20 protein-coding genes are annotated in these 25,038 nt (G+C 46.8%); 17 read left to right on the top strand and 3 right to left on the bottom strand.

Annotated elements, in window-relative coordinates; all coding sequences use genetic code 11:
* Positions 1-3 precede the first annotated feature (3 nt).
* Complete coding sequence (locus CI960_RS18765; RefSeq protein ID WP_005861340.1) at positions 4-828, top strand: DUF3822 family protein; 825 nt, start codon at positions 4-6, stop codon at positions 826-828.
* On the top strand, positions 819-1,376 hold the full coding sequence (locus tag CI960_RS18760; RefSeq protein ID WP_094582531.1) for an RsmD family RNA methyltransferase: 558 nt from the start codon (positions 819-821) through the stop codon (positions 1,374-1,376). Before CI960_RS18765 ends, CI960_RS18760 begins: the two co-directional genes overlap by 10 nt.
* On the opposite strand, the gene cls is transcribed toward CI960_RS18760, so the two are convergent.
* Positions 1,348-2,784: a cardiolipin synthase gene (gene cls / locus CI960_RS18755; protein ID WP_005861345.1), complete on the bottom strand. Its 1,437-nt coding sequence runs from the start codon at positions 2,782-2,784 to the stop codon at positions 1,348-1,350. The two genes, CI960_RS18760 and cls, sit on opposite strands and share 29 nt — an antisense overlap.
* A gap of 597 nt (positions 2,785-3,381) precedes the next feature.
* Here cls and CI960_RS18750 point away from each other — a divergent pair.
* From CI960_RS18750 to CI960_RS18740, 3 genes are all read left to right on the top strand, one after another.
* A complete protein-coding gene (locus CI960_RS18750; RefSeq protein ID WP_010185194.1) occupies positions 3,382-4,632 on the top strand; it encodes a hypothetical protein in 1,251 nt (416 codons plus the stop codon).
* Between the two features lie 11 nt (positions 4,633-4,643).
* Positions 4,644-6,974, top strand: coding sequence for a carboxypeptidase-like regulatory domain-containing protein (locus CI960_RS18745; RefSeq protein WP_005861349.1), 2,331 nt, complete (start codon positions 4,644-4,646; stop codon positions 6,972-6,974).
* A gap of 64 nt (positions 6,975-7,038) precedes the next feature.
* Positions 7,039-7,770: a YjbH domain-containing protein gene (locus tag CI960_RS18740; RefSeq protein WP_005861351.1), complete on the top strand. Its 732-nt coding sequence runs from the start codon at positions 7,039-7,041 to the stop codon at positions 7,768-7,770.
* A gap of 104 nt (positions 7,771-7,874) precedes the next feature.
* Here the strand turns inward: CI960_RS18740 and CI960_RS18735 are convergent, their stop codons facing one another.
* Together CI960_RS18735 and CI960_RS18730 are read right to left on the bottom strand one after the other, a co-directional pair.
* Positions 7,875-8,849 carry a GNAT family N-acetyltransferase gene (locus CI960_RS18735; RefSeq protein WP_005861353.1) on the bottom strand — a complete coding sequence of 325 codons (975 nt, stop codon included), beginning with the start codon at positions 8,847-8,849 and terminating at the stop codon, positions 7,875-7,877.
* Between the two features lie 12 nt (positions 8,850-8,861).
* Positions 8,862-9,686 carry a 1-acyl-sn-glycerol-3-phosphate acyltransferase gene (locus CI960_RS18730; protein WP_005861355.1) on the bottom strand — a complete coding sequence of 275 codons (825 nt, stop codon included), beginning with the start codon at positions 9,684-9,686 and terminating at the stop codon, positions 8,862-8,864.
* A gap of 476 nt (positions 9,687-10,162) precedes the next feature.
* On the opposite strand from CI960_RS18730, the gene rsmH reads away from it, so the two are divergent.
* The 12 genes from rsmH to ftsZ are packed head-to-tail and all read left to right on the top strand — an operon-like array spanning position 10,163 to position 25,034.
* Positions 10,163-11,080: a 16S rRNA (cytosine(1402)-N(4))-methyltransferase RsmH gene (rsmH, locus tag CI960_RS18725; protein WP_005861358.1), complete on the top strand. Its 918-nt coding sequence runs from the start codon at positions 10,163-10,165 to the stop codon at positions 11,078-11,080.
* Positions 11,081-11,092: 12 nt separating this feature from the next.
* On the top strand, positions 11,093-11,446 hold the full coding sequence (locus CI960_RS18720; protein WP_005861360.1) for an FtsL-like putative cell division protein: 354 nt from the start codon (positions 11,093-11,095) through the stop codon (positions 11,444-11,446).
* A gap of 18 nt (positions 11,447-11,464) precedes the next feature.
* Positions 11,465-13,660 carry a penicillin-binding protein gene (locus CI960_RS18715; protein ID WP_005861362.1) on the top strand — a complete coding sequence of 732 codons (2,196 nt, stop codon included), beginning with the start codon at positions 11,465-11,467 and terminating at the stop codon, positions 13,658-13,660.
* 2 nt (positions 13,661-13,662) lie between these two features.
* Entirely contained in the window at positions 13,663-15,123 is a 1,461-nt protein-coding gene (locus CI960_RS18710) for a UDP-N-acetylmuramoyl-L-alanyl-D-glutamate--2,6-diaminopimelate ligase (RefSeq protein ID WP_005861365.1), read from the top strand.
* Positions 15,124-15,136: 13 nt separating this feature from the next.
* Positions 15,137-16,396, top strand: coding sequence for a phospho-N-acetylmuramoyl-pentapeptide-transferase (gene mraY / locus CI960_RS18705; protein WP_005861367.1), 1,260 nt, complete (start codon positions 15,137-15,139; stop codon positions 16,394-16,396).
* Between the two features lie 3 nt (positions 16,397-16,399).
* Positions 16,400-17,737 carry a UDP-N-acetylmuramoyl-L-alanine--D-glutamate ligase gene (gene murD / locus CI960_RS18700; RefSeq protein WP_011966869.1) on the top strand — a complete coding sequence of 446 codons (1,338 nt, stop codon included), beginning with the start codon at positions 16,400-16,402 and terminating at the stop codon, positions 17,735-17,737.
* A gap of 11 nt (positions 17,738-17,748) precedes the next feature.
* Entirely contained in the window at positions 17,749-19,056 is a 1,308-nt protein-coding gene (locus CI960_RS18695; RefSeq protein WP_005861371.1) for an FtsW/RodA/SpoVE family cell cycle protein, read from the top strand.
* Complete coding sequence (gene murG, locus CI960_RS18690) at positions 19,053-20,159, top strand: undecaprenyldiphospho-muramoylpentapeptide beta-N-acetylglucosaminyltransferase (RefSeq protein ID WP_005861373.1); 1,107 nt, start codon at positions 19,053-19,055, stop codon at positions 20,157-20,159. The genes CI960_RS18695 and murG overlap by 4 nt, the downstream gene beginning before the upstream one ends.
* A gap of 5 nt (positions 20,160-20,164) precedes the next feature.
* Positions 20,165-21,553: a UDP-N-acetylmuramate--L-alanine ligase gene (murC, locus tag CI960_RS18685; protein WP_005861375.1), complete on the top strand. Its 1,389-nt coding sequence runs from the start codon at positions 20,165-20,167 to the stop codon at positions 21,551-21,553.
* Entirely contained in the window at positions 21,550-22,278 is a 729-nt protein-coding gene (locus CI960_RS18680; RefSeq protein ID WP_005861378.1) for a cell division protein FtsQ/DivIB, read from the top strand. The genes murC and CI960_RS18680 overlap by 4 nt, the downstream gene beginning before the upstream one ends.
* Before the next feature lie 5 nt (positions 22,279-22,283).
* On the top strand, positions 22,284-23,636 hold the full coding sequence (gene ftsA, locus CI960_RS18675; protein ID WP_005861380.1) for a cell division protein FtsA: 1,353 nt from the start codon (positions 22,284-22,286) through the stop codon (positions 23,634-23,636).
* A 33-nt stretch (positions 23,637-23,669) separates the two neighbouring features.
* On the top strand, positions 23,670-25,034 hold the full coding sequence (gene ftsZ, locus CI960_RS18670) for a cell division protein FtsZ (protein ID WP_005861382.1): 1,365 nt from the start codon (positions 23,670-23,672) through the stop codon (positions 25,032-25,034).
* Positions 25,035-25,038: the final 4 nt, after the last annotated feature.

Below are 25,038 nucleotides of genomic sequence, written 5' to 3'. Positions count from 1 at the left end.
CATATGACTATCAGCATTCCTGATACGTTAACTACTGATAATTCGGAAAAGTATATAGTGTCCATCCGGCTTCGGTCGGGTGGACTTTCTTTTTCCGGGTATGATCCCTCGGCTGGAGGAAGTTTCTTTTATCGGGAAACGGAATTCGATCGGGCGGTCTCTTTCATTTCTTCCCTTAAGGAGTTTTTCTTCGCTCATGAGTTTCTTACGTGGACTTATAAACGGATTAACGTGATCTGTGTATCTCCGGAATATAGCTTGGTCCCTGATAATTATTGGGGGGACGGTAAGGAAGGGCATTTATTGGATTTCTGCTTTTCTACACTGGAATTGCATTGCTTAACCGATATTTTAAAGGAACAACAGGCTAAGTTGGTGTTTGGTGTGGACGAGGAGGTTTACGAATTTTGCTCCCGTTCTCTTTTGCATCCTTTTTTCTCCCACTACATGACTTCTCCGCTAACGCTATGGACAAAAGAAAGTAGTGCTAGCTTACCCCGGCAAATGTATGTCGTGATAGAACGAAAGCGGATGGATGTGGCGTGCTATGCTCAAGGGAAACTCTTATTTGTGAACTCTTACCCGATCGACCAATCGGACGATATAGTATACTATATATTATATGTATGGAAACAGGCGGGATTGGACCAAGAAAAGGACCAGTTGTTTTTAGCGGGGGAATCTTCCTCGCGAATGCGGGTTCTGGAGCGATTGCGAACCTATTTACGCTATGTTAAGCCGGTGGAGATCCCTTCGGAAGCCTATCTGCTGGGAACGGATGTAACGAAAGCCCCTATGGATTTAATATCTTTATTAATATGCGAATAATAAGCGGTATATACGGTCGTCGGCGTTTTGACGTGCCCTCTTCGTTTAGCGCACGTCCTACGACGGATTTTGCGAAAGAGAATATTTTTAACGTAGTAAATAATTTGGTGGATCTGGAAGGTATGGATGCGTTGGATCTTTTTGCCGGAACCGGAAGTATCTCTTTTGAGTTGATCTCACGAGGATGCCGGAATGTAACCGTCATAGAGAAAAATAACGCTCATGCCTCTTTTATAGCCAAGGTAGCGAAAGAGCTGAAGACGGATGCATTGGCTCTGATTCGTGGGGATGTTTTCCGCTATTTGAATTCAGCCCCTAAGCAAAGTTTCGATTTCATCTTTGCCGATCCCCCGTATGCCTTGCCGGAGTTGCCGGAAATACCCGCCTTGGTTTTCGAGCGTGATTTACTAAGGGATGGAGGGATATTCATCATGGAACATCCTAAGACCAATGACTTCTCATCTTTGCCTTATTTTTATCAGCACCGGGTGTATGGCTCCGTGAACTTTAGCATCTTCCTTAAAGAAGGGGAGAAAACAGACGCATAAATGATTCCGCCATGCGTTGCTTGAGGGGGCGCTTTAACCAGCGGGAAGGGATCAAACGCTCACAGTGATGCATGTCGTGTGTAAAGATGCGTTTCATTTGCAGGGCGAATTCCTTTTGATATACGAAAGCGTTAATCTCGAAGTTATGCTCAAAGCTACGGAAGTCCATATTGGCGGACCCGATGCTTGTCAATGCGTCGTCGGACACGACTAGCTTGGAATGCAAGAAGCCCGGTTTGTAGAGGTATACTTTTACGCCGGCCTTTACCATCTCGTCGATAAAGGAATGACTGGCCATATTCGCTGAACGTGTATCGGAACGCTTAGGCAGCATCAAACGAACATCCACTCCCCCTAAGGCGGAGGTTTGCAACGCTTGGTTTAATCCTTCGGTAGGCAGGAAATAAGGGGTTTGTATAAAGATATACTTCTTGGCGTTGGCGATCATGAAAATGGTCGCTTGCAACAAAGTTCTCCATTGACCTACCGGACCACTAGTGGCGATTTGCATAATATTATCGCTATAGATTTCGGCAGCCGGATAGTAAATCCGATCGTTCAAGAGTTTTTTACTAACCACGTACCAATCGATGAGGAATACGGATTGAAGCCCGTGTACTCCTTTCCCTACGAATTTGAAATGCGTATCCCTCCATGTGCCCCAAGAGGTTCCCTTATCGTATCGGTCGGCTATATTCATGCCTCCCATAAACCCGACTTTACCGTCTATCACGATAATCTTGCGGTGGTTCCGGTAATTCACCTTACTGGTGAAAACGGGGAACGCTACCCTCAAGAACGCATATACCTCGATACCCGCTTCCTTCATTTCCTTAAAGAAGCCGTCTTTTACATTCCAGCAACCCACATCATCATAAAGTACACGTACCTTCACGCCTTCTTTTACTTTCTTGATAAGGAGTTGTTGCACCTGTTTTCCTATCTCGTCATCACAGAATATATAATATTGTATATGGATATGGTGAGTCGCTTTCTGGATCTCTTCCAGCAAGTCTTTGAACTTATCGGTACCATTCGTATAAATCGTGATTTGTGTTCCGTATAGGAGGGAGGATTGGTTGGTGTTAGTCAACAAGGTCGATAAAGGTTTATAGGGGTCCGGAACTACGCAGGCGTCTTGAGGTAATTTACCCTCTTGCGGCCTTTTCATGATGCGTTTATAGGTACGCCTCGATATGATCCGTTGTTTCCGGTTATCTTGTCCAAAGAAGAAATAGAAAAGCAGTCCGATACCGGGTGCTAATAATAAGACGATTACCCAAGGAATTGTCTTTAACGGATTCCTATTCTCTGTAATGATAACTAATACCAGTCCTAATATAGTGACGCTATACAATATGATAAATATCGTACCAACGATTAACTGTATATGAATGGCTGCTAACATGAAACTCTCTCTTTGCTATAATCTGCTATAATTTGCTAAGATAAGAATGCTTTCCGAGAATAGCAAATTTCCGTATTTTTTTTGGGCTGTATAGAAGGGCCAAAAAGTAAGCTAACTTAAATGGCAAAGTAAGCTAACTTAAATGCCCAAGTAAGTTAACTTACTTTGCCAACGAAGCTAGCTGACTTTGGAAGCGGGGTTATGTACATTTTAAAATAATGAGGTTGTTCTCTAAATATAAAGTGTCATTTGTTGATTTTGGCGCAGGCTATTATGAGAAGTATCTATGATAACAATAAAAATATTTAGATTGAAAACGACTGTAAAAAACGATCGTTTCAATTATTCGTTTGCAAAGGTAGGCATTTCTCCGAGACTGGCAACCTTTTCCGATTAAATTTTGTCCTGCTATATATCTTTTTCTCAACAGGATATATTAATCAAAGTGTCACGAATATGACAAAAGAGCATCATCTTTTTGCTTTCTAAAAAAATGCAAGATCTAAACGATCGTTTTCACTAGTCGTTTTTTATGTGGAAGGGTAAGAATAAGAAAAACAGTAAACCAATGATAACTTGGAATCAAACTCTAGAGATATGAATAGAAAGTCTTCTATACGAGCCATTTTACTCCGTAAGGAATGCCTTTTATTCTTTTTGCTACTATTGCCTATGTTTACAAAGGCGCAATATAATAAGGTATATGCGGATATCACCGCGAATATGCTGGTCGATATGGGTTTTGAGAATGTTATCTGGTCGGAAGACGAGAAGGAGAGAGTATATGTCTTGGAGAATACCCCTTGGCGTTTGCAGGGTGTGGGACTGGCCCATGCCATAGACCGCATCCAGAAAACAGGCTTGCCGGAGAAGGGCAAATCCTGCCGTATCGTCGTATTGGATAATAATATACCGCAGATCTCATTGATCTATACGGCAAATCCGGACAGCTTGAAGGCGGCTCCCGGCTCCTATGCGGCCCGTTCCGCCTGGGATGCTACTTACGATCTGGGCGATAGCTGGGATAAGGTGAAAAAAGAGTACCGTATGAATAGCTCCTTATTTAAAGTAGACGTGGTGGTTTATCCGGAGTTGTATCTGAAGAACCTCATTATCACGCAAATATACCAAGTGTTATTCAACCTCTCGCCTGCGATCGAGGTCTCTTTCTGGAATGGGATGAAGCTGACGGCGCAGATGGTGTTTCCTATATATAATGATGGATATGGTCCTTGGGCGGGTAAGATTCACCCGGGCATGGTTACCCTTTCCCAATCTTTTCGTTTACCTTATCGTACGTTCGCCAGAGCCAGTATCGGTTTGTTCAATGCGGATCGTTATGGCGTGGATTTAGCGGTAACCCATCATTTGAAGGATGAACGTTTTTCTTTGGAAGGACGTATTGGTTGTACGGGTACGGGATCTTGGCAGAAGTTTGAATATCATTATGGAACTCACCAACGGGTGACATGGTCGCTGGGAGGTAGTTTCTACTGGCCAAAATACAATACGCAAGTCTCCTTGAAAGCCGAGCAATACTTACTGGGTGAGATCGGAGGACGGATTGACTTGATCCGCCATTTTCGCTATTGTTCGATAGGATTTTATGCGATGAAGGCGCAAGGTGCTTTGAAAAACGGCGGTTTCCGGTTTCAAGTGGCTCTTCCTCCTTATAAATATAAACGTAAGAATGTGCGGGTGCTTCCTTCTGACAACTGGGGTATGTCTTACAACGCCGGTAATGAACGCTATTATTATAAGGGGTATAAAGCCTCGCCGAATGATAACATCATGCAACAGAATCAATTCAACCCGTACTTTATAAAGTCGGAATTACTCAATTTTTAAATAGTTTTATTATGAGAACAATTACAAAGTTACAGACCTTATTGGTCTTGTTCCTTACGACAGCCATGGTATGTTTCATGGGCTGTAAGGATGACGATGATGATGTGCCTACTCCGGATGGTGGTGGCACTGTTGCCACCTATGCGATTAGTGGTACGGTCATGGATGCCAGCAACAACCCGATGGCTGGCGTTAGCGTAGCTCTTTCTGGAGCTCAATCTCTTAGTGCTACGACGGGTTCTGATGGAACGTACTCTTTCGACTTGAAAAGCACACCAGGCTCTTACAAAATCGCCTTTAAGTCGGAAGGCTATGCAGACAGAAGCTATGATGTGGATGTGAAGAAGATCGAATCGGGTGTTGGACAGTATGTAGTAAACGCCGTCATGGTAAAGGGCACGACTCCCGATACTCCGAAAGAGTATAAGAAGGCGAAGTACAATCTTTCCGTATCGATCGAGGATGTTGTGGGAAAAGCTATCTCTACTTCCAGCCTTTCTGTTGTCGTAAAATACGGGGATAAAGAGATCGCTAAAGAGAATAAACCTAATTTTAAGGTCTCTGATGTGACTCCCGGTATCTACGACGTAGTAGCTACAGCTTCCGGATATACTAAAGCCGTGGCTAAGGTTGTCGTTTCAGCCGTTCCGGATCAAGAAAAGAAAGAGGGCGAAGGTGATACATTCGACGTTGAGTATCCAGCTATTATCGTGATGAATGTCACTCCTTCTATTCCAGTAGACCCGGATGATCCTTCTAAGCCGACAGATCCTTCTGACCCGTCTGATCCTTCCAAGCCAACAGACCCGTCTGATCCTTCCGATCCTTCCAAACCGACAGATCCGTTAAAAGCGACTTATATCGTATCTGGTATAATAACAGACCTATCTACGGGCGCAGACATCAAAACTGCGGAAGTCACATTGATGTTAGGAAGTGAAGAGTTATTTATTTCTAAGAATGAGAGTGAGTTCTCTTTCAATATCGCATCATCAAAGGTTACGGAGGATGCTCAATTTATCTTGAGTGTTAAAGCCGCAGGTTATACGAGCTACTCTCGTACGATCATCTTTAAGGTCGGTCAGAGTATGAACTATGTATTTCCTATCACATTGAACCCTATAGGTACAGGTGGAAATACGGAGATTGATTTTTCTAAATATGGTGTTCAGGTTCCGGAAAAAGAAGCGGAAAAAGTAGCGGATGAGATTAAGAATGCGATTAACGCAGGCGGAACCGAAGAGGTTAAGGTGTCTGGTGTCACTTATGTGGATGAGAATAATGTTGAACAAAAAGTAGACGTTGTCATTCCTGCTAATGTCTTAGATAACTATAAAGGTGCGGATAATGAGGTTCAAGCTCCAGTTATTAAGGTCTTGAATCAAAGTGATGCTGAGAAATTGACAGAATCGATAGGAGTGATTGAAAGTACGACCGCTGATGGTATAAAAGAGAAAGATGAGGTAAGTTTGGTCGCGGAAAGTGGTAAGCCTGTCGTTATCGTTATGCCGGCAAGTAGTAATCAAACATTGGTGATCGAACGTGATATGTCTGCGGAAGCTCTGCAATCCAATAATGTGACTTCTGATGCTGGTGCGGTAGCCAGTGTAAGCCGTGTATATAAAGGCGAGCCTAGCGGTACGGTATTCTCTCCGGCTTTGAAGATCTCGTTCGACGCTCCGAAGGATTTGGTTTCTTCTACACAGCCTATGGCATTGTTATATGCGACCACAGGCATAGATAATAAGGAGATCATGAAGATTGATCCTACGGCGGACCCTGTTTATATCAATGGTACTGGTGCGGAAATGTCTGTTGCTCACTTCTCTAAGTTTGCCGCAGGTTTTGAGTTGGCATTAGCGGAAACTGAAGATATCAGTACTGATACTACAATCGTAGAAAAGGTTGTTGATTACTGTTCTGATGGTAAGGCAGGAAACATTCCTGTAGTTGTTACAACTACAAATGCTTATGTTGGAGAAAACTTGCAGGATCTAGTCGGAAAGTCTAACGTAGATGGTCAAGTCGCTAAGAATGCGGTTTATAACCGAATCTCTAATCGTTTGCAAGCTGATGGTTATCAGATTGGTACCCAAACATCATTGACTACATCCGTTCCTACGGAAGCTGATCGTACGGTCGCTTCTATGAGCTTGAAGAAGACATATACTACAAATACGTATGTATTTAAGTTTATGACAAAGGGTAAGAAGGTGGAAGAGATTCAGGTTGTAGCTAAAAAACTTATCAAGATAGAAGGTACTCCTGTCTACAAGCAATCCCACGGTCACGGACATGGTGATGGCAATAACGCCGGTGGCGGTATCATCATCCCGGATTAATGCTTGATATTTGAAGCTTGATTAAATAATGTTGAGCCGGAAGTTTATAAGTAAACAAAGAAAAATGAAGAAATTACTCTTATTAATCATATTCTTAAGTTGCTGGACCTTACTTCCGGCTCAATTATCTTATGGCACGACAGGGCTATTGCATGCCCCGTCCGCCGATATGCAAAAGGACAAGACCGTGATGCTTGGCGGAAACTTCTTGCATCAAGAGCTTACGCCTCCCAAGTTTAATTTTAATACGTGGAATTATTATTTGAACGTGACGATCTTCCCGTTTCTGGAAGTAGCGTATACTTGTACGCTGTTTACGGCCGAGAGCCTTGGATTGGATAAGCATGGCTATTCCGGATTCACGAACCAAGATCGTTATTTCTCCGCCCGCTTACGTGTGTTGAAAGAAAGCAAATACATCCCCGCTGTCGTGCTGGGGACTTCGGACCCTTTTACGTCATCCGGGCATAAATTCGCTTCAGCCATAGGGAACGGCTATTTCTGCCGTTATTATTTGGCCGCTACCAAACATTTTCAGCTGGGAAGGGAAACCTTAGGCGTTCATTTATCCTATCTGTATAACCGCCGTGAGGATTATCCCTTGAACGGTGTAGCGGGAGGTATCACCTACAATCCTTCATTCGCCCCGCATTTGAACGTCATAGCCGAATACGATTCGAAAGACTTCGCTATGGGAGCCACTTACCTACTATTCAATCATATACATTTTCAATTTGAATTGCAGCGAATGAAATATTTCTCCGGTGGACTGTGCTATAAGATTTATTTAAAATAAAAAGAGGTTCAGCTTTTGTCCGTTTTTAATCCGCTTGGAGGCGAACGGTTAGGCTGAACCTTTTTATATCTTGTTACGCTGTCGCGCTAGCCATATCTACGGCTTTATTCCCCGATGAAATTCTTGCGTATCAACTCGGCGGACTTGTACTCCTCTTCCAGATACGTCTCAATATGCCGTTTCTTCTTATCCTCTAATATCTCGTTAATAGCTATTAAGATACCCGTTTCTTCCACCTCTCCAAACTCATGGTTGATCGCTGTGCCGAATACACGCATCTTAGGCGACAAGCTCATGTAAGCATTTACCAAAGGAGGCACGTTGATGCCAAATTTACGAACCTCTTGGTTCAATACCTTGTAGTTATCCTTGAAATTATCGTGAGGGAAAAGAGATTTCATCTTCTCTACATCCATATTAGTCTCCAAAGGATATACCGGAGTGATCAGTTGGTCTGCGTCCGGGAAATGCAATCCGAGGAAGTATAAGATCATATTACGGGCCTCTTGGTTGTACGTATTGTACATAGTCACCTTCCCGAAATAATACCGCAAGCTCGGATCAACCACGGATAAAGCTCCCAATCCATCCCACAGGTTATCCAACACGAACAAGCCTTTCGCCCCGGAACGGGTGGATTGATACTCCAGAGCCACGAACGAGCGTCCCAACTCTACCGTATAAGGAAGGATCTCCTTGATAAATTTCTCTGAGAAATTAAACAAGTGCGAGGTCGCCAGGATCGGTTTACCATTCTCGTCGAACTTAACGTCTGAACCGCAAAGGAAACGGTATCCCCCCAAGATCTGCTCATCTTCCGGGCTCCAGACAATCAGCTGGCGGTAAGCGTCTTCCATCGTGTCATACTCATCGATATCCACCGGAAATCCCGTGCCACCCCCGTAATAACGGAAAGCGACCTCCCGCAGACGCCCTATCTCTTGCATGACATTGGGTGAGTCGTGCGCCGTGACGATATAAATCTCATTCTTCGATTTATTGGTACTTCTCAACCTCTTCTCTTTGGTCAATTCAGCCTTCAGTAGTGCCCTGTCTATGGGATTGATAATGTCTTGCATATGTTTCGTCTGTTAATCCTTGAGTTTGTAAACCTTGTTTTTTATCCACTCAGCCCATTCGGCGGGTTTCTTGCTATTGTCGAATGTCTGCCAAGGGATAGGCTTCCCGAAATAAATCCGGAAGGTCTTATGTTTGCTCCGGAACATCTCGTCCGGTAAATAAATCATCTCATAATTCATCTTTATACCCAACGCCTTGCGTATCCGGGCGAGGTTATAGAAGAAATTGGAATTCTTCCCGTCGAAATAGACCGGTACGATATCCCGCTTGTATTGCACCGCCTTCTGGATGAACGATTTCTTCCACTCCAAGTCTTGTATCTTGCCACCAATCTTGCGAGAGCATAATCCGGCGGGGAAAGTGATGATCTGGTCGTCCGAGGCAAAAGCCTCCTCCAGCATCCGTGCGTTGTCCTTTCCTTGGGTGCCGTGTTTGTTGATCGGTACAAAGATGGATTTTAGATTGGAGAGATAAAGTAATAAATCATTGACCGGATACTTGATGCGCCCTTCGAACCGGGAACCGATAACGGCGGAGAGACAGATACCGTCTAATCCTCCGAGCGGATGGTTGGAGGCGAAGATATAGCGCCCTTCGGTCGGGATGTTTTCCTCATGTACCAGATTGAGGGTAAGGTCAAAATAGCCGATAAGCTCACGCATGAAATCTACCCCTTCCTTATCGTGGTAACGGGTTAATATATCATTCAGTTCCTCTTGATGAACCGTGCGAATCAAGTAGTCCACGATAAATCCCGGAATCTTGCGTGACGCCTTGGGCGCCTTTTGTGCCAATACTTGCTTAATATCTATCTTTGTCACACCTTGTTTTGTCATCTATATAAGCTTGTCAAGGGGCAAAGATAAAGTTAATAATTAAAACGAGAGAGGTTTGAGTGAAGTTTTTGCTTTTTCGCCAGCTATCTTAGCCTTTTCCCCTTGATCTTTTAGCCGCTACCATTAGGGAGGTTAGTCCCCGGGAGCTTGACTATCGGTTATCTAACGGCTGTTGGACGATCATGCACCATCTGTTAGAAGATCATCTACCAACTGTTGCATGATCGTCCAACAGCCGTTAGAAGATGAAGGTGAAAGGAAGAATTGGTTAACGGATACCGATGAAAAGCGTAAGAGATAAGGACGAAAAGACGAAGGGTTAACGACCTGTTGATAACTTTTTCCTACTTTTCTTATATAAATGTTGGCGGGTAATTTTGGAAATGTGTACTTTTACCCACCGATAAGGCATGTGCGTGCGTATCAAAGGAGTACGGCGCTTGATTTTAAGAGGAAGTTTAACGTAAGAACGACGAATGGAAGAAAAAGATAGTTGCTATCATGTACCGGTAATGCTGCGGGAAAGTCTGGAGGGATTGGATATCCGTCCCGACGGGATTTACGTGGATGTTACGTTTGGCGGTGGAGGACATTCCCGCGAGATCTTGAAACGGTTGGGTAGCGAGGGCGAACTTTACGGCTTTGACCAAGATGCGGACGCCGAGCATAATGTCCCGGCAGACCCACGATTCACTTTCGTGCGCAGTAATTTCCGTTATTTGTATAATTTTATGCGTTACTACGGAGAAAGTGGGGAGGTGGACGGCCTGTTGGCGGATTTAGGTGTCTCTTCCCATCATTTCGACGATAAGGATCGCGGTTTCTCTTTCCGTTTCGACGGGACGTTGGATATGCGGATGAATACGCGTGCGGGGCAGACCGCCGCCGATATCGTGAATAATTATACGGCGGAGGCGTTGGCCGATGTGTTTTATCTATATGGCGAGCTGAAGGTGTCTCGGAAATTAGCCTCTGTGCTGGTGAAAGCTCGTGAGACAAAGAAGATAGAGACGATCGGAGACTTCTTGGAGGTGATCAAGCCGTTTACGGGAAAGGACAAAGAGAAGAAATTCTTGGCGCAAGTCTTTCAGGCGCTTCGTATCGAGGTGAACGATGAGATGAGGGCGCTGAAAGAGATGCTGCGGAGTACCTTGCGGGTGTTGAGACCGGGAGGACGATTGGTGGTTATCACGTATCACTCCTTGGAAGACCGTCTGGTAAAGAACTTTTTGAAGACCGGAAACTTCGAGGGGAAATGCGAGCAGGATTTCTTCGGGAACGTACGATCGCCTTTCCGCTTGGTCAATAATAAGGTAATCGTCCCGACCGACGAGGAGGTGGAGCGGAATCCCCGTTCCCGGAGTGCCAAGTTGAGAATCGCTGAGAAGGTATAAGGAGAAATAGATATGGAAGAAAACGGACAACATAAGAAAACGAGGAAGAAGGAGAAGCGTCTTTCGTTCTGGTATATACTCGGTGGCGGCGTGCTAAAAGAGGATTTTATCTTGAGGCATACGCGCATGATCGTGTTACTTGTCGTGTTGGCGTTTTTCTTTATCGGTAACCGGTATACTTGTATGCAAAAGCTGCGTGAGATCGACCGGTTGCAACAGCAATTGAGGGATGTGCGTTTCGAGGCGTTGTCGATCTCATCCGAGTTGACCGGCAATAGCCGCCAATCGCAAATCGAGTTGCTGATCGAGGAGCAAGGTATTGATCTGGAGGGTGCGAAAACCCCTCCTTATGAGTTATATAAGTGAGATAAGGTGTAAATAGGTATGTCTGAAGAAAACGAACCGAAAGAAATAGAGCCTAAAGGTAGCCGGATTTTATTCTGTTACTTCGTGGTCGTGCTGTTGCTGGGGCTTGTGGCCGTAGGAATCCTGTTCCGTGCCTTTGATACGGCCTTCGTGGAGAGGGATAAATGGATGAAGGTGGCCGAGAGCCAGAAACGACCGAACCGTTTGGTGTTGCCCGGACGTGGCAATATCTATTCGTCGGACGGTAAGTTGATGGCTACCAGCGTGCCTCGTTATTATATGTATATCGACTTTAAGGCGGATGCGTATACTCCGGCTAAGGGTGCCAAGTATAATTGGCTGGATACGTTCAAGACGTCCAAGAAGGATGGGGTGGACTCGTTGGCGTTTTATCTTTCCCGTAAATTGAAGGATCGTACGCCGGCGGGCTATAAGGCTTATCTGCTGAAAGGGCTGAGCGGTAAAAGCCGCCAGTTCCCGATTTACGCGGGGAAGGTCTCGTATTCGGATTTGAAGGAGATCCGTAAGTTCCCGTTTCTTCGTCTGGGACGTTATAAGAGTGGTTTTTATACGAAGGAGATGGTACAGCGCCAGAAACCTTTCGGGACCTTGGCGTCTCGTACGATCGGTGATATCTACGGAGAGATCGAGGAGGGTGGTACTACGAAGGGGAAGAATGGATTGGAGTTGCAATACGATTCGCTCCTGCGGGGGCAGGCCGGGTTGAGCTCCGTTCGCCGTGTCGGTGGAGGCTGGACGAACGTGATTGAGGTGGACCCGGTGGATGGCATGGATATCCGTACCACGATCGATATTAATATACAGGATATAACCGAGAAATCGTTGGTCGATAAATTGAAGGCGATCGATGCCGAGTCCGGTACGGCTGTCGTGATGGAGGTCGAGACCGGAGAGATCAAGGCGATCACGAATATGGGGCGTATCCGTGAAGGCGTATATGGCGAAACGAAGAACCATGCCGTGGCAGACGAGATCGAGCCGGGTTCTACTTTCAAGGTGGCCTCTATCATGGTGGCCTTGGAGGATGGTTTATGCAATCCGGGAGATACGGTCGATGTCGGCAATGGTATATATATGTATAAGGGGGCCCGCATGACGGACCATAATATGAATAAAGGTGGATACGGCCGGATCTCGGTGGAGCAGGCGATTTGGTATTCCTCCAATATCGGTGTGGCCAAGACGATCCTGAAAGGTTATTCGGATAACCCGACGAAGTTTGTGGAGGGACTGTACCGTATCGGTATGAACGCGGATCTTCGTTTGGAGATACCGGGGGCGGGACGTGCTAAGATACGTCGCCCGGATGATACGACCCGTTATTGGTCCAAGACCACTTTGCCTTGGATGTCGTTCGGTTACGAGACGCAGGTACCGCCGATCAATACGTTGGCGTTCTTTAACGCGATTGCGAACAACGGGGAAATGGTTCGCCCGATGTTTACGAAAGAGATCTTACATAACGGCAAGACCGTGCAGAGTTTTTCCACGGAGGTGATCAACTCTTCGATCTGCTCGGACCATACGCTGGCGTTGATAAAAGATATGTTGCTGGGAGTCGTGGAGAAAGGAACCGGTAAGGCGGTTCATTCGGATATTGTCCGGATTGCCGGAAAGACCGGTACGGCGCAGATCGCTACGGGCGGTGTCTACCGTACGAGCGGGCACCAAGTCTCTTTCTGTGGCTATTTCCCGGCCGATCATCCGAAGTATTCTTGTATCGTGGTGATCCGCCGTCCCCGTATTGGTTATCCTTCGGGCGGTACGATGTCGGGAGGCGTGGTGCGTGCGATCGCCGAGAAGATATACGCCAGCCATATGTCGTTCGATGTCCGGGATATGGAACGGGATTCGACGGCCGTGATGGTGCCTCGTGTGAAAGGCGGCGACCTGAGGGCGGTAGAGGAAGTATTAGATGAATTGGATATTAAGGCGGATACGGACAGTTTGGAGACAAAGTGGGTCGTAGCTTCTGCCGAGCAAGAAGAGAATAAAGTGAAATTGAGCGATCTGACGATTCGGGAAGGATTGGTACCCCGGGTAGTCGGCATGGGTGCTAAAGATGCGGTTTTCTTGTTGGAGCAAGCCGGTCTGCGTGTCTCTTTGTCGGGTGTCGGACGGGTCGTTTCGCAGAGTATTCAACCCGGACAGCGAGTGTCTAAGGGGCAGACCGTATTATTAACATTGAAATAGGTATGGAACTAAGGGATTTAATCGGTGCGTTGGAAGCTCCTATGTTGATGGGGGCGGATAATGTGGATATCACGAATATTCAATCAGACTCTCGTCGGGTGACGAAAGGGTCTTTGTTTGTCGCTGTGAGAGGTACGGCCGTGGATGGCCATGCCTATATGGACAGCGCCATAGAGAAGGGGGCTGTCGCTATCGTATGCGAGGAGGCTCCGTCCTATTTGGAGGGGAGATGCTCGTTTATCGTGGTGAAGGATTCGGCGGAGGCGTTGGGTCTTTTGGTTTCCCGCTGGTATGGTGATCCTTCCCGGAAATTGGTGTTGGTAGGCGTGACGGGTACGAACGGGAAGACTACGATCGCTACTTTATTATATGAGATGTTCCGGAAGATGGGACATAAGGTGGGATTGCTTTCCACGGTATGTAATTATATAGATGGCGAGGCGGTACCGACGGATCATACGACACCGGACCCGCTTACGCTTCATTCCTTGATGGCCCGGATGGTAGAGGCCGGATGTGAGTATGCTTTTATGGAGGTTAGCTCTCATTCGATCGATCAGCGGCGCATCAGCGGCTTGTCTTTCGACGGGGGGATTTTCACGAACCTGACCCGCGATCATTTGGATTACCATAAGACCGTGGAGAATTACTTGAAAGCGAAGAAGAAATTCTTCGATGACCTGCCTGCCGGGACTTTTGCCTTGACGAATGCCGATGATAAATCCGGCTTGGTGATGTTGCAGAATACGAAGGCGAAGAAGCTGACCTATTCCTTGCGTACCTTGGCCGATTTCAAGGGAAAGATATTGGAATCTCATTTCGAGGGTACAGACCTGATCATTAACGGTCGGGAGGTTATGGTGCATTTCGTGGGACGTTTCAACGCTTATAACTTGCTGGCCGTGTATGGTGCCGCGGTTTCTTTAGGGAAAGATCCCGAGGAGGTGTTGATCGTGCTGAGCACGCTTCGCTCCGTATCCGGTCGCTTCGAGACGATCCAGTCTCCGCTCGGTTATACGGCGATCGTGGATTATGCTCACACACCGGATGCCTTGACGAATGTACTGAATGGCATTCATGAGGTATTGGATGGGAAAGGACGTATCATTACCGTCGTGGGTGCCGGGGGAAACCGGGACAAGGGGAAACGCCCGCTGATGGCGAAAGAGGCTGTCAAGCTGAGCGATCAGGTAATTCTGACTTCCGATAACCCGCGCTTTGAGGAACCGGATGATATTATTAACGATATGGTAGCCGGATTGACGAAAATGGATATGGAACGTACCTTATGTATCACGGACCGTACGCAAGCGATCAAGACCGCTACGATGTTGGCGAAGAAAGGGGATGTGATCCTTGTTGCCGGAAAAGGCCACGAAGACTATCAGGAGATCAAGGGGGTGAAACAGCACTTTGACGACCGTGAGAAGTTACGCGAGATTTTTTCGACACAACAATCATAATATTTAAGACGACATGCTTTATTATCTTTTTAATTATTTGGATCAGTTGGATTTCCCGGGAGCGGGTATGTTTAAGTACGTATCTTTCCGCTCGGGGTTGGCCTTGATCTTGTCCTTGTTTATCTCTACGGCGATCGGCCGGCGTATCATCGATAAGTTGCAAATGTTGCAGATCGGCGAGACGGTGAGAAATCTTGGGCTGGAGGGCCAGATGAGCAAGAAGGGAACGCCGACGATGGGAGGTATTATCATTATTATCGCTATATTGATCCCGACTTTACTGTGTGCCAAGCTGAATAATATCTATGTGATATTGATGTTGGTGACTACGGTCTGGCTGGGTGCCTTGGGATTCGCGGATGATTATATCAAGGTATTCAAGAAGAATAAGGAAGGTATGCACGGACGTTTCAAGATCGTCGGGCAGGTAGGACTGGGCTTGATCGTTGGCTTGGTATTGTTCATGAGCCCGGATGTGGTGATCAAGGAGAATATGGAGGTGCGCCATGATAACGTGATCGAGGAGGTGCGTTATCATACGGTGGAGACCAAATCGACAAAGACGACCATCCCGTTCTTGAAAAACAATAATTTCGATTACGCCAATTTGGTGAACTGGGCGGGCGATTATAAGGAGGAGGCCGCATGGCTGGTGTTCGTGCTGATGGTGATCTTTGTGGTGACAGCCGTGTCGAACGGAGCCAATATGACGGATGGACTGGACGGCTTGGCTGCCGGAACATCGGCGATCATTGGGGTGGCTCTCGGTATTTTGGCCTATATGTCATCCCACTTTGAGTTCGCCTCGTTCTTGAATATCATGTTTATACCCGGTGCGGAGGAGTTGGTGGTTTATGCCGCTGCCTTTATCGGTGCCACGGTCGGTTTCTTATGGTACAACTCATATCCGGCCCAAGTATTTATGGGAGATACGGGGAGCTTGACCTTGGGAGGTATTATCGCTGTTTTCGCGATCATCATCCGTAAGGAGTTGTTGATTCCGATCCTTTGCGGTATTTTCTTGGTGGAGAATATATCGGTCATGTTGCAAGTGGCCTACTTTAAATATACGAAGAAGAAGTATGGGGAAGGTCGCCGTATCTTCAAGATGGCTCCTTTACACCATCATTTCCAGAAGCCGGGAAACGCGGGTATACAGGCGTTGATCCAAAAGCCGTTCAATGTCGTGCCTGAATCGAAGATCGTGGTCCGTTTCTGGTTGATCGGTATTATTTTGGCTGTTATGACGATAGTTACGTTAAAGATGAGATAAAAGATGAGTAAGAGAATGGTTATATTAGGGGCCGGGGAGAGTGGTGCGGGAGCCGCTGTCTTGGCGAAGGCGAAAGGATTCGACGTGTTCGTGTCCGATAAATCGTCTATCAAACCTAAGTATAAGGAGATGCTGGACAACCACGGGATTCGTTGGGAAGAGGGACAGCATACCGAAGCCGACATCTTGAATGCCGACGAAATTGTCAAGAGCCCGGGTATTCCCGACAAGGCTCCTATCATACAGTTATTGAAGAAGCAAGGTACGCCGATCATCTCCGAGATCGAGTTTGCCGGAAGGTATACGGACTCGAAGATGATTTGCATCACGGGTAGCAACGGCAAGACGACAACGACGATGCTTACGTATCATATCTTGAAAGAAGCGGGCGTGGACGTGGGCTTGGCCGGAAATGTCGGAAACAGCTTGGCGCTTCAGGTTGCGGAAGATCCACATGCGGTCTACGTGATCGAGTTGAGCAGTTTCCAACTGGATAATATGTACGACTTTAAAGCGGATATCGCTATTATATTGAATATAACACCGGATCATCTGGACCGTTATAACTATGAGATGCAGAATTATGTAGACGCTAAGTTCCGCATCTTGCAAAATCAGACGAAGGACGACGCCTTCATTTTCTGGAACGATGACCCGATCATAGCCCGTGAGATCGCCAAACGGCATCCTGAGGCTACTCTTTACCCATTCGCCGAGACACATGAGAACGGCATGAAGGGATATACGGAAAATAATCAAGTAGTTATTGAAACGGCAAACGGAACATTTACGATGGAACAAGACCTATTGGCATTGACTGGTACGCATAACCTGTATAACTCTTTGGCTTCGGGGATAGCGTCCAAGATCGTGGACATTCATGATGAGAAAATACGTGCCTCACTCAGTGATTTTACGGGGGTTGAGCACCGTTTGGAAAAGGTGCTTCGCGTGCGTGGTGTTGATTATATTAATGACTCGAAAGCTACGAACGTAAACTCTTGTTGGTATGCTTTGCAGAGTATGACGACTCCGGTCGTTTTGATCTTAGGGGGCACGGATAAAGGGAATGATTACTCGGAGATCGAGGAACTAGTGAGTAAAAAGGTGCATTCATTGATTTTCATGGGTGTGGATAATACGAAACTGCATGCGTTCTTCGACGGGAAAGTGGCGAATATAGAAGACGCCCGCTCGATGGAAGAGGCTGTGGCGAAAGCTTATAAGATGGCTCATAAGGGAGATACGGTATTGCTCTCTCCTTGTTGCGCCAGCTTCGACCTGTTCAAGAGCTATGAGGATCGGGGCGATCAGTTCAAGGCTTGCGTACGTAATTTGTAATAAAGGATAAAATGGATCTGGCGAGTAAACTGTTTAAGGGCGACCGGGTGATATGGATCATCTTCATGTTCCTGTGTCTTATATCGGTGGTGGAGGTGTTCAGTGCGACCAGTACGATCGCTTATAAGAACGCGAATCACTGGGCGCCTATCGTACGGCACGCCACCTTTTTATTGGGAGGTTTCGTCATGGTATTGCTGTTGCATAATATACCGTGTCGCTTCTTTTCTGCGTTTATTATATTATTGCCGGTCTCGATGTTGATGTTGATCGTGACGCCCTTTATCGGCGTGGACGCTAATGATGCGCATCGATGGCTGGAAATCATGGGGATACAGTTCCAGCCTTCGGAGTTTGGGAAGCTGGCTTGTGTCGTGTTTGTCGCTTTCTTGCTCAGCAAACGGGGGAAATTAACGGAGAACCAGATTTTTAAGTATATACTGATTGGGGTAGGACTGACCTGTGTCTTGATTCTGCCGGAGAACTTTTCTACGGCGTTTATGCTATTCGGGGTTTGTTTCCTGATGATGTTTATCGGTCAGTTGCCATTTGGTAAGTTGGCGAAGCTGGCGGGTATCTTGATGTTGGCGTTGGTATTGTTCTTGGCGTTGCTTAAGTTTACGCCGGCCGCTATTACCCAGTATTTGCCGGATCGATTCGTTACTTGGCAGGGGCGTTTGGAGCGTTTCTTCGACGGGCATAAGGATAATTTGGATGAGAGTGGTACGTATAAGATAACCGATGATAATTATCAGGTAACCCATGCGAAGATAGCTATTGCCCGGGGAGGCGTATTTGGGCAGATGCCCGGACATGGCCAACAGCGTGACTTCCTGCCACAGGCGTATTCAGATTTTATCTATGCGATTATCATAGAGGAACTGGGTATCGTTGGGGGAATCTTTGTACTGTTGCTTTATATAATGTTGCTAGTGCGGGTTGGGATGATCGCCCGGAAATGTGATAAATCATTCCCGAAATTCCTAGTGTTGGGATGTGGGTTGCTGGTGGTAGTCCAAGCTTTGGCGAATATGGCGGTAGCTGTGAATTTAGTGCCCGTTACCGGGCAACCGATGCCGTTGGTGAGCCGGGGTGGTACGTCTACGCTTATTTCTTGTATCTATTTCGGGATCATATTGAGCGTAAGTCGTTTTGGAGCCAATATCGGAAATGAGGATGAGGAAGAGGAGGATACGGAGAATCCAGAGAATCCTTCCGACGAGCCATCCGGAGAGACAATAAATCAGGCGGTCGAGGGAGAGAGAGAAGATAATCCGCTATCGGCTGTCGAAACGATAACTGTAGAGTCAAAAGTATGAGAAAGTACCGGATCATAATAAGTGGTGGTGGTACGGGAGGCCATATCTTCCCGGCCATATCTATCGCTAATACTTTCAAGAAACGTTTTCCGGATGCGGAAATCTTATTTGTGGGGGCGGAAGACCGCATGGAAATGGATAAGGTTCCGGCAGCCGGTTATAAAATCGTAGGTTTACCGGTGAGTGGGTTTGATCGTGCCCACTTGATGAACAACGTGAAGGTCATGGTTCGTTTAGCGAAAAGCTTGCGCTTGGCGAGGAAGACGATCCGTGAGTTCAAGCCAGATATAGCGGTCGGCGTGGGCGGTTATGCCAGTGGACCGACTTTATGGATGGCGGCTTCGCAAGGTGTTCCCGCATTGATACAGGAGCAAAACTCGTATGCCGGTGTGACCAATAAGTTGTTGGCGAAGAAAGCGAGCAAGATTTGTGTCGCTTACGAGGGCATGGAGAAGTTCTTTCCGGCGGATAAGATCGTGATTACGGGAAATCCGGTGCGACAGGATTTGGAAGAGGCGCTGAGTAAGAAAGAGGAGGCGTTGGCGTTCTTCGGGCTTTCTCCGGAGAAAAAAACGATCCTTGTGGTAGGTGGTAGCCTTGGCGCACGGACGATTAACCGGAGTATTCAAGGGGATCTGGATAAGTTCTTCGCCTCGGATGTACAGGTTATTTGGCAAACCGGTAGGTATTATTACAGCGACGCTTCCAAGCATTTGAAGGCGTACCGGGGAATGCCGGTTTGGTGCTCAGACTTTATTACCCGTATGGATTATGCTTATTCAGCGGCCGATTTGGTGATATCCCGTGCGGGGGCTAGTTCTATCTCGGAACTTTGCTTATTAGGAAAACCGGTGGTCTTGGTGCCTTCGCCGAATGTGGCGGAAGATCATCAGACCAAGAATGCCTTGGCCTTGGTCCATAAGGATGCCGCCGTTATGATCGCCGATAAAGATGCGGAAAAGGATTTGGTGCCTACTGCCTTGAAGATAGTTCATGACGATGAACGTTTGTGTACGTTGAGCCGTAATATCGAGACCTTGGCGCAACGCCATAGCGCGGACCGTATCGTGGATGAGATTGTTAAGATTATAGATAAGAAATAAGGAATATGGATATAAATAAAGTGACAGCGGTGTATTTCGTAGGTGCCGGGGGCATTGGAATGAGTGCCTTGATCCGTTATTTCCTCGCTAAGGGAAAACGAGTGGGCGGATACGATAAGACTCCTTCCGATTTAACCGAGGAGTTGAAAAAGGAGGGAGCCGATATTCACTATGAGGATAATGTAGCTTTGATCGGGGAGGCGTTCAAGTCGCCCGATGATACGCTGGTGGTTTATACGCCGGCGGTCCCGGAGTCGCATACGGAATTGACCTATTTCCGGGCGCACGGTTTTGAGGTGATGAAGCGGGCACGTGTCTTGGGAGAGATCACGAAAAGCAGCCGGGGTTTATGCGTGGCGGGCACGCACGGCAAGACAACGACCTCTTCTATGCTAGCTCATTTGCTGAAACAATCGCCGGTGGATTGCAATGCTTTCCTCGGAGGAATCCTAAAGAACTACGAGAGTAATTTGATGTTGTCGGATACGAGCGACTTTACCGTGATCGAGGCGGATGAGTTCGATCGTTCTTTCCATTGGCTTACTCCTTATATGGCAGTGATTACTTCCGCGGATCCGGATCATCTGGATATTTACGGTACGGCGGAGGCTTACCGGGAGAGTTTTGAGAAATTTACCTCCTTAATTCGTCCCGATGGTTGTCTACTGATCAAGAAAGGAATCAACGTAACGCCCCGTTTACAGGAGGGTGTCAAGAAATATACCTATTCCGTTACGGAAATAGCGGACTTTTACGCTGAAAATATTCGTATTTGCGACGGAAATATTACCTTTGACTTCGTTGGTCCGGAAATCCGTATTCCTGATGTGGAATTAGGTGTTCCCGTAAAGGTTAATATAGAGAACGGGGTAGCGGCTATGGCGATCGCTTGGTTGAACGGAGTGAAACCTGAGGATTTGAAAAAGGGTATGGCTACATTTGCCGGACCTCGCCGCCGTTTCGATTTCCATTTGAAGACTGATCAAGTGGTATTGATCGATGATTATGCCCATCATCCGGCCGAATTGCGACAGAGTATCTTGTCGGTGAAGGAATTATATGCGGGTCGTAAGGTGACAGGTATTTTCCAGCCGCATCTATATACCCGTACCCGAGATTTCGCTGGAGATTTCGCTGCGAGTCTCTCTTTATTGGATGAGTTGATCTTGCTGGATATCTATCCGGCTCGTGAGGAACCGATTCCGGGGGTGAGCTCTCGGATCATTTTTGATAAGGTGACGATCCCTTCCAAGACGCTGTGTAAGAAGGAAGAGCTTTTGGACGTGGTTGCCGCCGGGAAATATGAGGTAGTATTAATGGTAGGCGCCGGCAATATCGACCGTTTGGTGGAGCCTGTAAAAGAGATTTTATGTAAACAAATAAGGAAACCGTGATCCGAATAATTTCCATAGTAGTAGCCACGTTGTTGTTCTGTTACATCGTGTTTGTGTCGTTTTTCTTTCGGGAAATACGTCAAGACTCTATTTGCCAAGATCTGCAAGTCGTGGTGAAAGACAGTCTGGATAAACACTTCGTGAGCGAGAGTGACCTTGTGTCTATACTGAAGAAAGCCGGGCTAGATCCGATCAAGCGGCCAATGGCCGACGTGAATACGGATCGGATAGAGACGGAATTGCTTAAGAATGAGATGATCGCCCAAGTGGAGGCGTATAAGACTCCTTCGGGGATTATCAAACTAGAGGTCATGCAAAAGATGCCTATCCTCCGGATTATGGGCGTAAGAGGTAGTTATTACGTGGATAATCTGGGAACCACCATGCCGATCAGTCGTCGGTATGCTGCGCATGTGCCAATTGTGAGTGGATATGTGGAAAAAGAGCTTGCGGTGACCGACTTATACAAATTTGCATTATTTTTGCAAGAGAATGAGTTCTGGAATGACCAGATTGAACAAATCTATGTCTATCCGGATAATGATATAGAACTTATTCCAAGAGTGGGTAACCACCGGATCATGTTGGGTACTTTGGATGAATTCGAAGAAAAGCTTGCGAATTTAAAGCTTTTCTATGAACAAGCGATCCCTAAAGTGGGTTGGGAAAAGTACAGTATGATTAATTTAAAATATAAGAATCAGATTGTTTGTACTAAAAAATAGATGATATGGCATACACAGACTTTATAGCAGCTATTGACCTAGGTACCTCCCATATGGTAGGAATGGTGGGGACTAAGAATGCGACGGGCGCTCTTTCAATCATCGCCTACGAAGTTGAGAACTCCGGCACCTGCATACGAAGAGGATGTGTATATAACGTGAAGGAGACGGCGAGTAAGATAAGACGCTTGATCCTCAAGTTGGAGAATAAACTGGGGGGGGCCAAGATCGGGCAGGTATATGTGGGACTGGGTGGCCAGTCACTCCGTTCTATCGAGCATACGGTTTGCAAGGTGTTGGGAACGGAAGGAGTGGTCACGGAGGAGATCATAGACTCTCTTTATCAAGAGTGTAAGGATTATCGTCCGGATATGTTGACCGTTCTTGATGTGGTTTCTCCTTCCTATTTTTTAGATGATAAACCAGAGTCCAACCCGGTGGGCGTGCCTTGTAGCCGTATCGAGGCTCGTTACAAGTTGATTGTTGGACGTCCTTCCTTGAAATTAAATATTATCAATAGCATCTCGGAACAAGCGAAGATCGAGATCGCCGGTATTCTCGTGTCGCCCCTAGCGTTGGGTGATGTGGTCTTGAGCGACAATGAGAAGGACTTGGGTTGCGCCTTGATCGGCTTCGGTGCCGGCGTGACGACGATAACTGTCTATAAGGGTGGTAAGTTGGCCAGCCTTTCCGTTGTTCCCTTTGGAGGTAATTTGATAACAAAAGATATAACCAATCTCAGGGTTGTAGAGTCTGAGGCGGAACGCTTGAAGATCACTTATGGTAGCGCGAAAGCGGACCGGGATAATGATATGACCATCCAAGTGAGTTTAGCGGATGGAATGGGCTTGCGTGAGATTAAGCTGGCCGAGTTGAACGGTGTGATCGAGGCCCGTATGGATGAGATCTTAGAGAATGTATATGCTCGTCTGGAGGCTACAGGCTTGATGAGCGTTCTCGGTGCTGGCATCGTGATTACGGGTGGAGGCGCCGCTTTGAAGAATTTACCGGCTGTTATGAGCGAACGCTTGAAGATGGAGGTTCGCTATTCAGCGGTTCGCAAGGGGATTGTCGCTAGTGGTGATTTAGTGGTTGCCAGCAATCCCGAATATGCGGTAGCCGTCGGCCTCTTGGCGAAAGGAACTAAGAATTGCGCGTTATATATTCCTCCTAAACCGGAGCCTAAGATTGAGCCGGTGGTTGAGCCTGAACCGACAGTGGAACCGACTCCGGAACCCGTCAAGGAGAAGCCGAAGAAAGAGAAGAAAAAAGGTCCCGGCTTGTTCGGGCGGTTGACAAAAGGAATCGATACCTTTGGTAAAACCCTCTTCGATGACGATGATAACGAGAGTAAATAACGTGATCTACGAATGTAATAAAACCGGAAGACAATGGACGATACAATATTAAATTTTAATTATCCTACGGATACTCCCAAAATCATTAAGGTGATTGGTGTTGGAGGCGGTGGCGGAAACGCTGTTACTCATATGTATAAGGAGGGCATACACGATGTTACATTCGTGTTATGTAATACGGATAATCAAGCCTTGAACCGTTCGGATGTTCCTATCAAGTTATTGCTGGGACGTGAGATCACGCAGGGATTGGGCGCAGGAAATAAGCCGGAACGTGCGATGATGGCGGCCGAGGAGAGTCTGGACGATCTTCGAGGTATGTTGAACGACGGTACGAAGATGGTATTTATTACCGCTGGTATGGGTGGTGGTACCGGTACGGGTGCCGCTCCGGTTATCGCTCGTATCGCGAAGGATATGGGAATATTGACGGTAGGTATCGTAACCATTCCTTTCTTGTTCGAGGGTGAGCGTAAGATTATACAGGCCTTGAATGGTGTGGAGGAGATCGCGAAAAACGTGGATGCCTTATTGGTGATCAATAACGAGCGTTTGCGTGAGATTTATTCGGACCTTTCCGTGATGAACGCTTTCGGCAAGGCCGATGATACCTTGACGATCGCCGCCAAGAGTATCGCGGAGATCATTACGCTTCCGGGTATTATCAACCTCGACTTCGCCGATGTTAACACCACGATGAAAGATGGTGGTGTCGCTTTGATGAGTAATGGTTTTGGTGAAGGAGAAGGACGTGTTCGCCAAGCGGTGGAAGACGCTCTGAATTCTCCGCTATTAAGTAACAACGACGTAAAGAACGCCAAGAAAATCCTGTTCAACGTATATTTCAGCGAGGAAGCCGAGTTGCGCATGGAGGAGATGAACGACGTGCATAACTTTATGTCCGAGTTCAACCGCGATATAGAGGTTATTTGGGGTACTGCCGTGGATAATACATTAGGTAATAAAGTGAAAATGACGATCCTCGCTACTGGATTTACGATGGATGATATTCCATTGATCGCTGATAAACGCAGGACTGAAGCCGCTCAGATGACAGAGGAAGAATTGCGTTTAGAAGAAGAGCGAATCGAGAAAGAGCGTAAGGAGCGTGATTTGATTGGTAAATATTATGGTGCTTCCGCACAAAAGGCGGGTCGTTTTACCTCTCGTGCGAAAGCGGTAGTTTTGACTCAGGAAGAGTTGGACGATGATGCCTTGATCGCTTTGATAGAGGATAATCCGACTTATAACCGGGATCCGAAGATCGTAGCCCGTGCCCGTTCCAAAGTAGCGGGAGAGGATATTCAAGTATCGGTTCCGACAACGGCGAAGCAACCGACTAACCAACCTCGCCAAGATTCTCAGCGGGGGGGTAAACAAGTGATCAGTTTCCGATAGTTAA

Source organism: Parabacteroides sp. CT06 (assembly GCF_002257605.1).
In the GTDB taxonomy this organism is placed as follows: domain Bacteria; phylum Bacteroidota; class Bacteroidia; order Bacteroidales; family Tannerellaceae; genus Parabacteroides; species Parabacteroides distasonis.
The sequence above is the reverse complement of the archived record's forward strand: the minus strand, read 5'-3'. Positions and strand labels throughout refer to the sequence as shown.

Coding starts and splice junctions, on each gene's coding strand:
- CI960_RS18715 (WP_005861362.1), top strand. CDS start 11,465: ATGTCTGAAGAAAACGAACCGAAAGAAATAGAGCCTAAAGGTAGCCGG.
- cls (WP_005861345.1), bottom strand. CDS start 2,784: ATGTTAGCAGCCATTCATATACAGTTAATCGTTGGTACGATATTTATC.
- CI960_RS18730 (WP_005861355.1), bottom strand. CDS start 9,686: ATGACAAAACAAGGTGTGACAAAGATAGATATTAAGCAAGTATTGGCA.
- murC (WP_005861375.1), top strand. CDS start 20,165: ATGGATATAAATAAAGTGACAGCGGTGTATTTCGTAGGTGCCGGGGGC.
- CI960_RS18695 (WP_005861371.1), top strand. CDS start 17,749: ATGGATCTGGCGAGTAAACTGTTTAAGGGCGACCGGGTGATATGGATC.
- murD (WP_011966869.1), top strand. CDS start 16,400: ATGAGTAAGAGAATGGTTATATTAGGGGCCGGGGAGAGTGGTGCGGGA.
- CI960_RS18720 (WP_005861360.1), top strand. CDS start 11,093: ATGGAAGAAAACGGACAACATAAGAAAACGAGGAAGAAGGAGAAGCGT.
- CI960_RS18745 (WP_005861349.1), top strand. CDS start 4,644: ATGAGAACAATTACAAAGTTACAGACCTTATTGGTCTTGTTCCTTACG.
- CI960_RS18740 (WP_005861351.1), top strand. CDS start 7,039: ATGAAGAAATTACTCTTATTAATCATATTCTTAAGTTGCTGGACCTTA.
- CI960_RS18710 (WP_005861365.1), top strand. CDS start 13,663: ATGGAACTAAGGGATTTAATCGGTGCGTTGGAAGCTCCTATGTTGATG.
- CI960_RS18750 (WP_010185194.1), top strand. CDS start 3,382: ATGAATAGAAAGTCTTCTATACGAGCCATTTTACTCCGTAAGGAATGC.
- ftsA (WP_005861380.1), top strand. CDS start 22,284: ATGGCATACACAGACTTTATAGCAGCTATTGACCTAGGTACCTCCCAT.
- murG (WP_005861373.1), top strand. CDS start 19,053: ATGAGAAAGTACCGGATCATAATAAGTGGTGGTGGTACGGGAGGCCAT.
- mraY (WP_005861367.1), top strand. CDS start 15,137: ATGCTTTATTATCTTTTTAATTATTTGGATCAGTTGGATTTCCCGGGA.
- rsmH (WP_005861358.1), top strand. CDS start 10,163: ATGGAAGAAAAAGATAGTTGCTATCATGTACCGGTAATGCTGCGGGAA.
- ftsZ (WP_005861382.1), top strand. CDS start 23,670: ATGGACGATACAATATTAAATTTTAATTATCCTACGGATACTCCCAAA.
- CI960_RS18765 (WP_005861340.1), top strand. CDS start 4: ATGACTATCAGCATTCCTGATACGTTAACTACTGATAATTCGGAAAAG.
- CI960_RS18735 (WP_005861353.1), bottom strand. CDS start 8,849: ATGCAAGACATTATCAATCCCATAGACAGGGCACTACTGAAGGCTGAA.
- CI960_RS18760 (WP_094582531.1), top strand. CDS start 819: ATGCGAATAATAAGCGGTATATACGGTCGTCGGCGTTTTGACGTGCCC.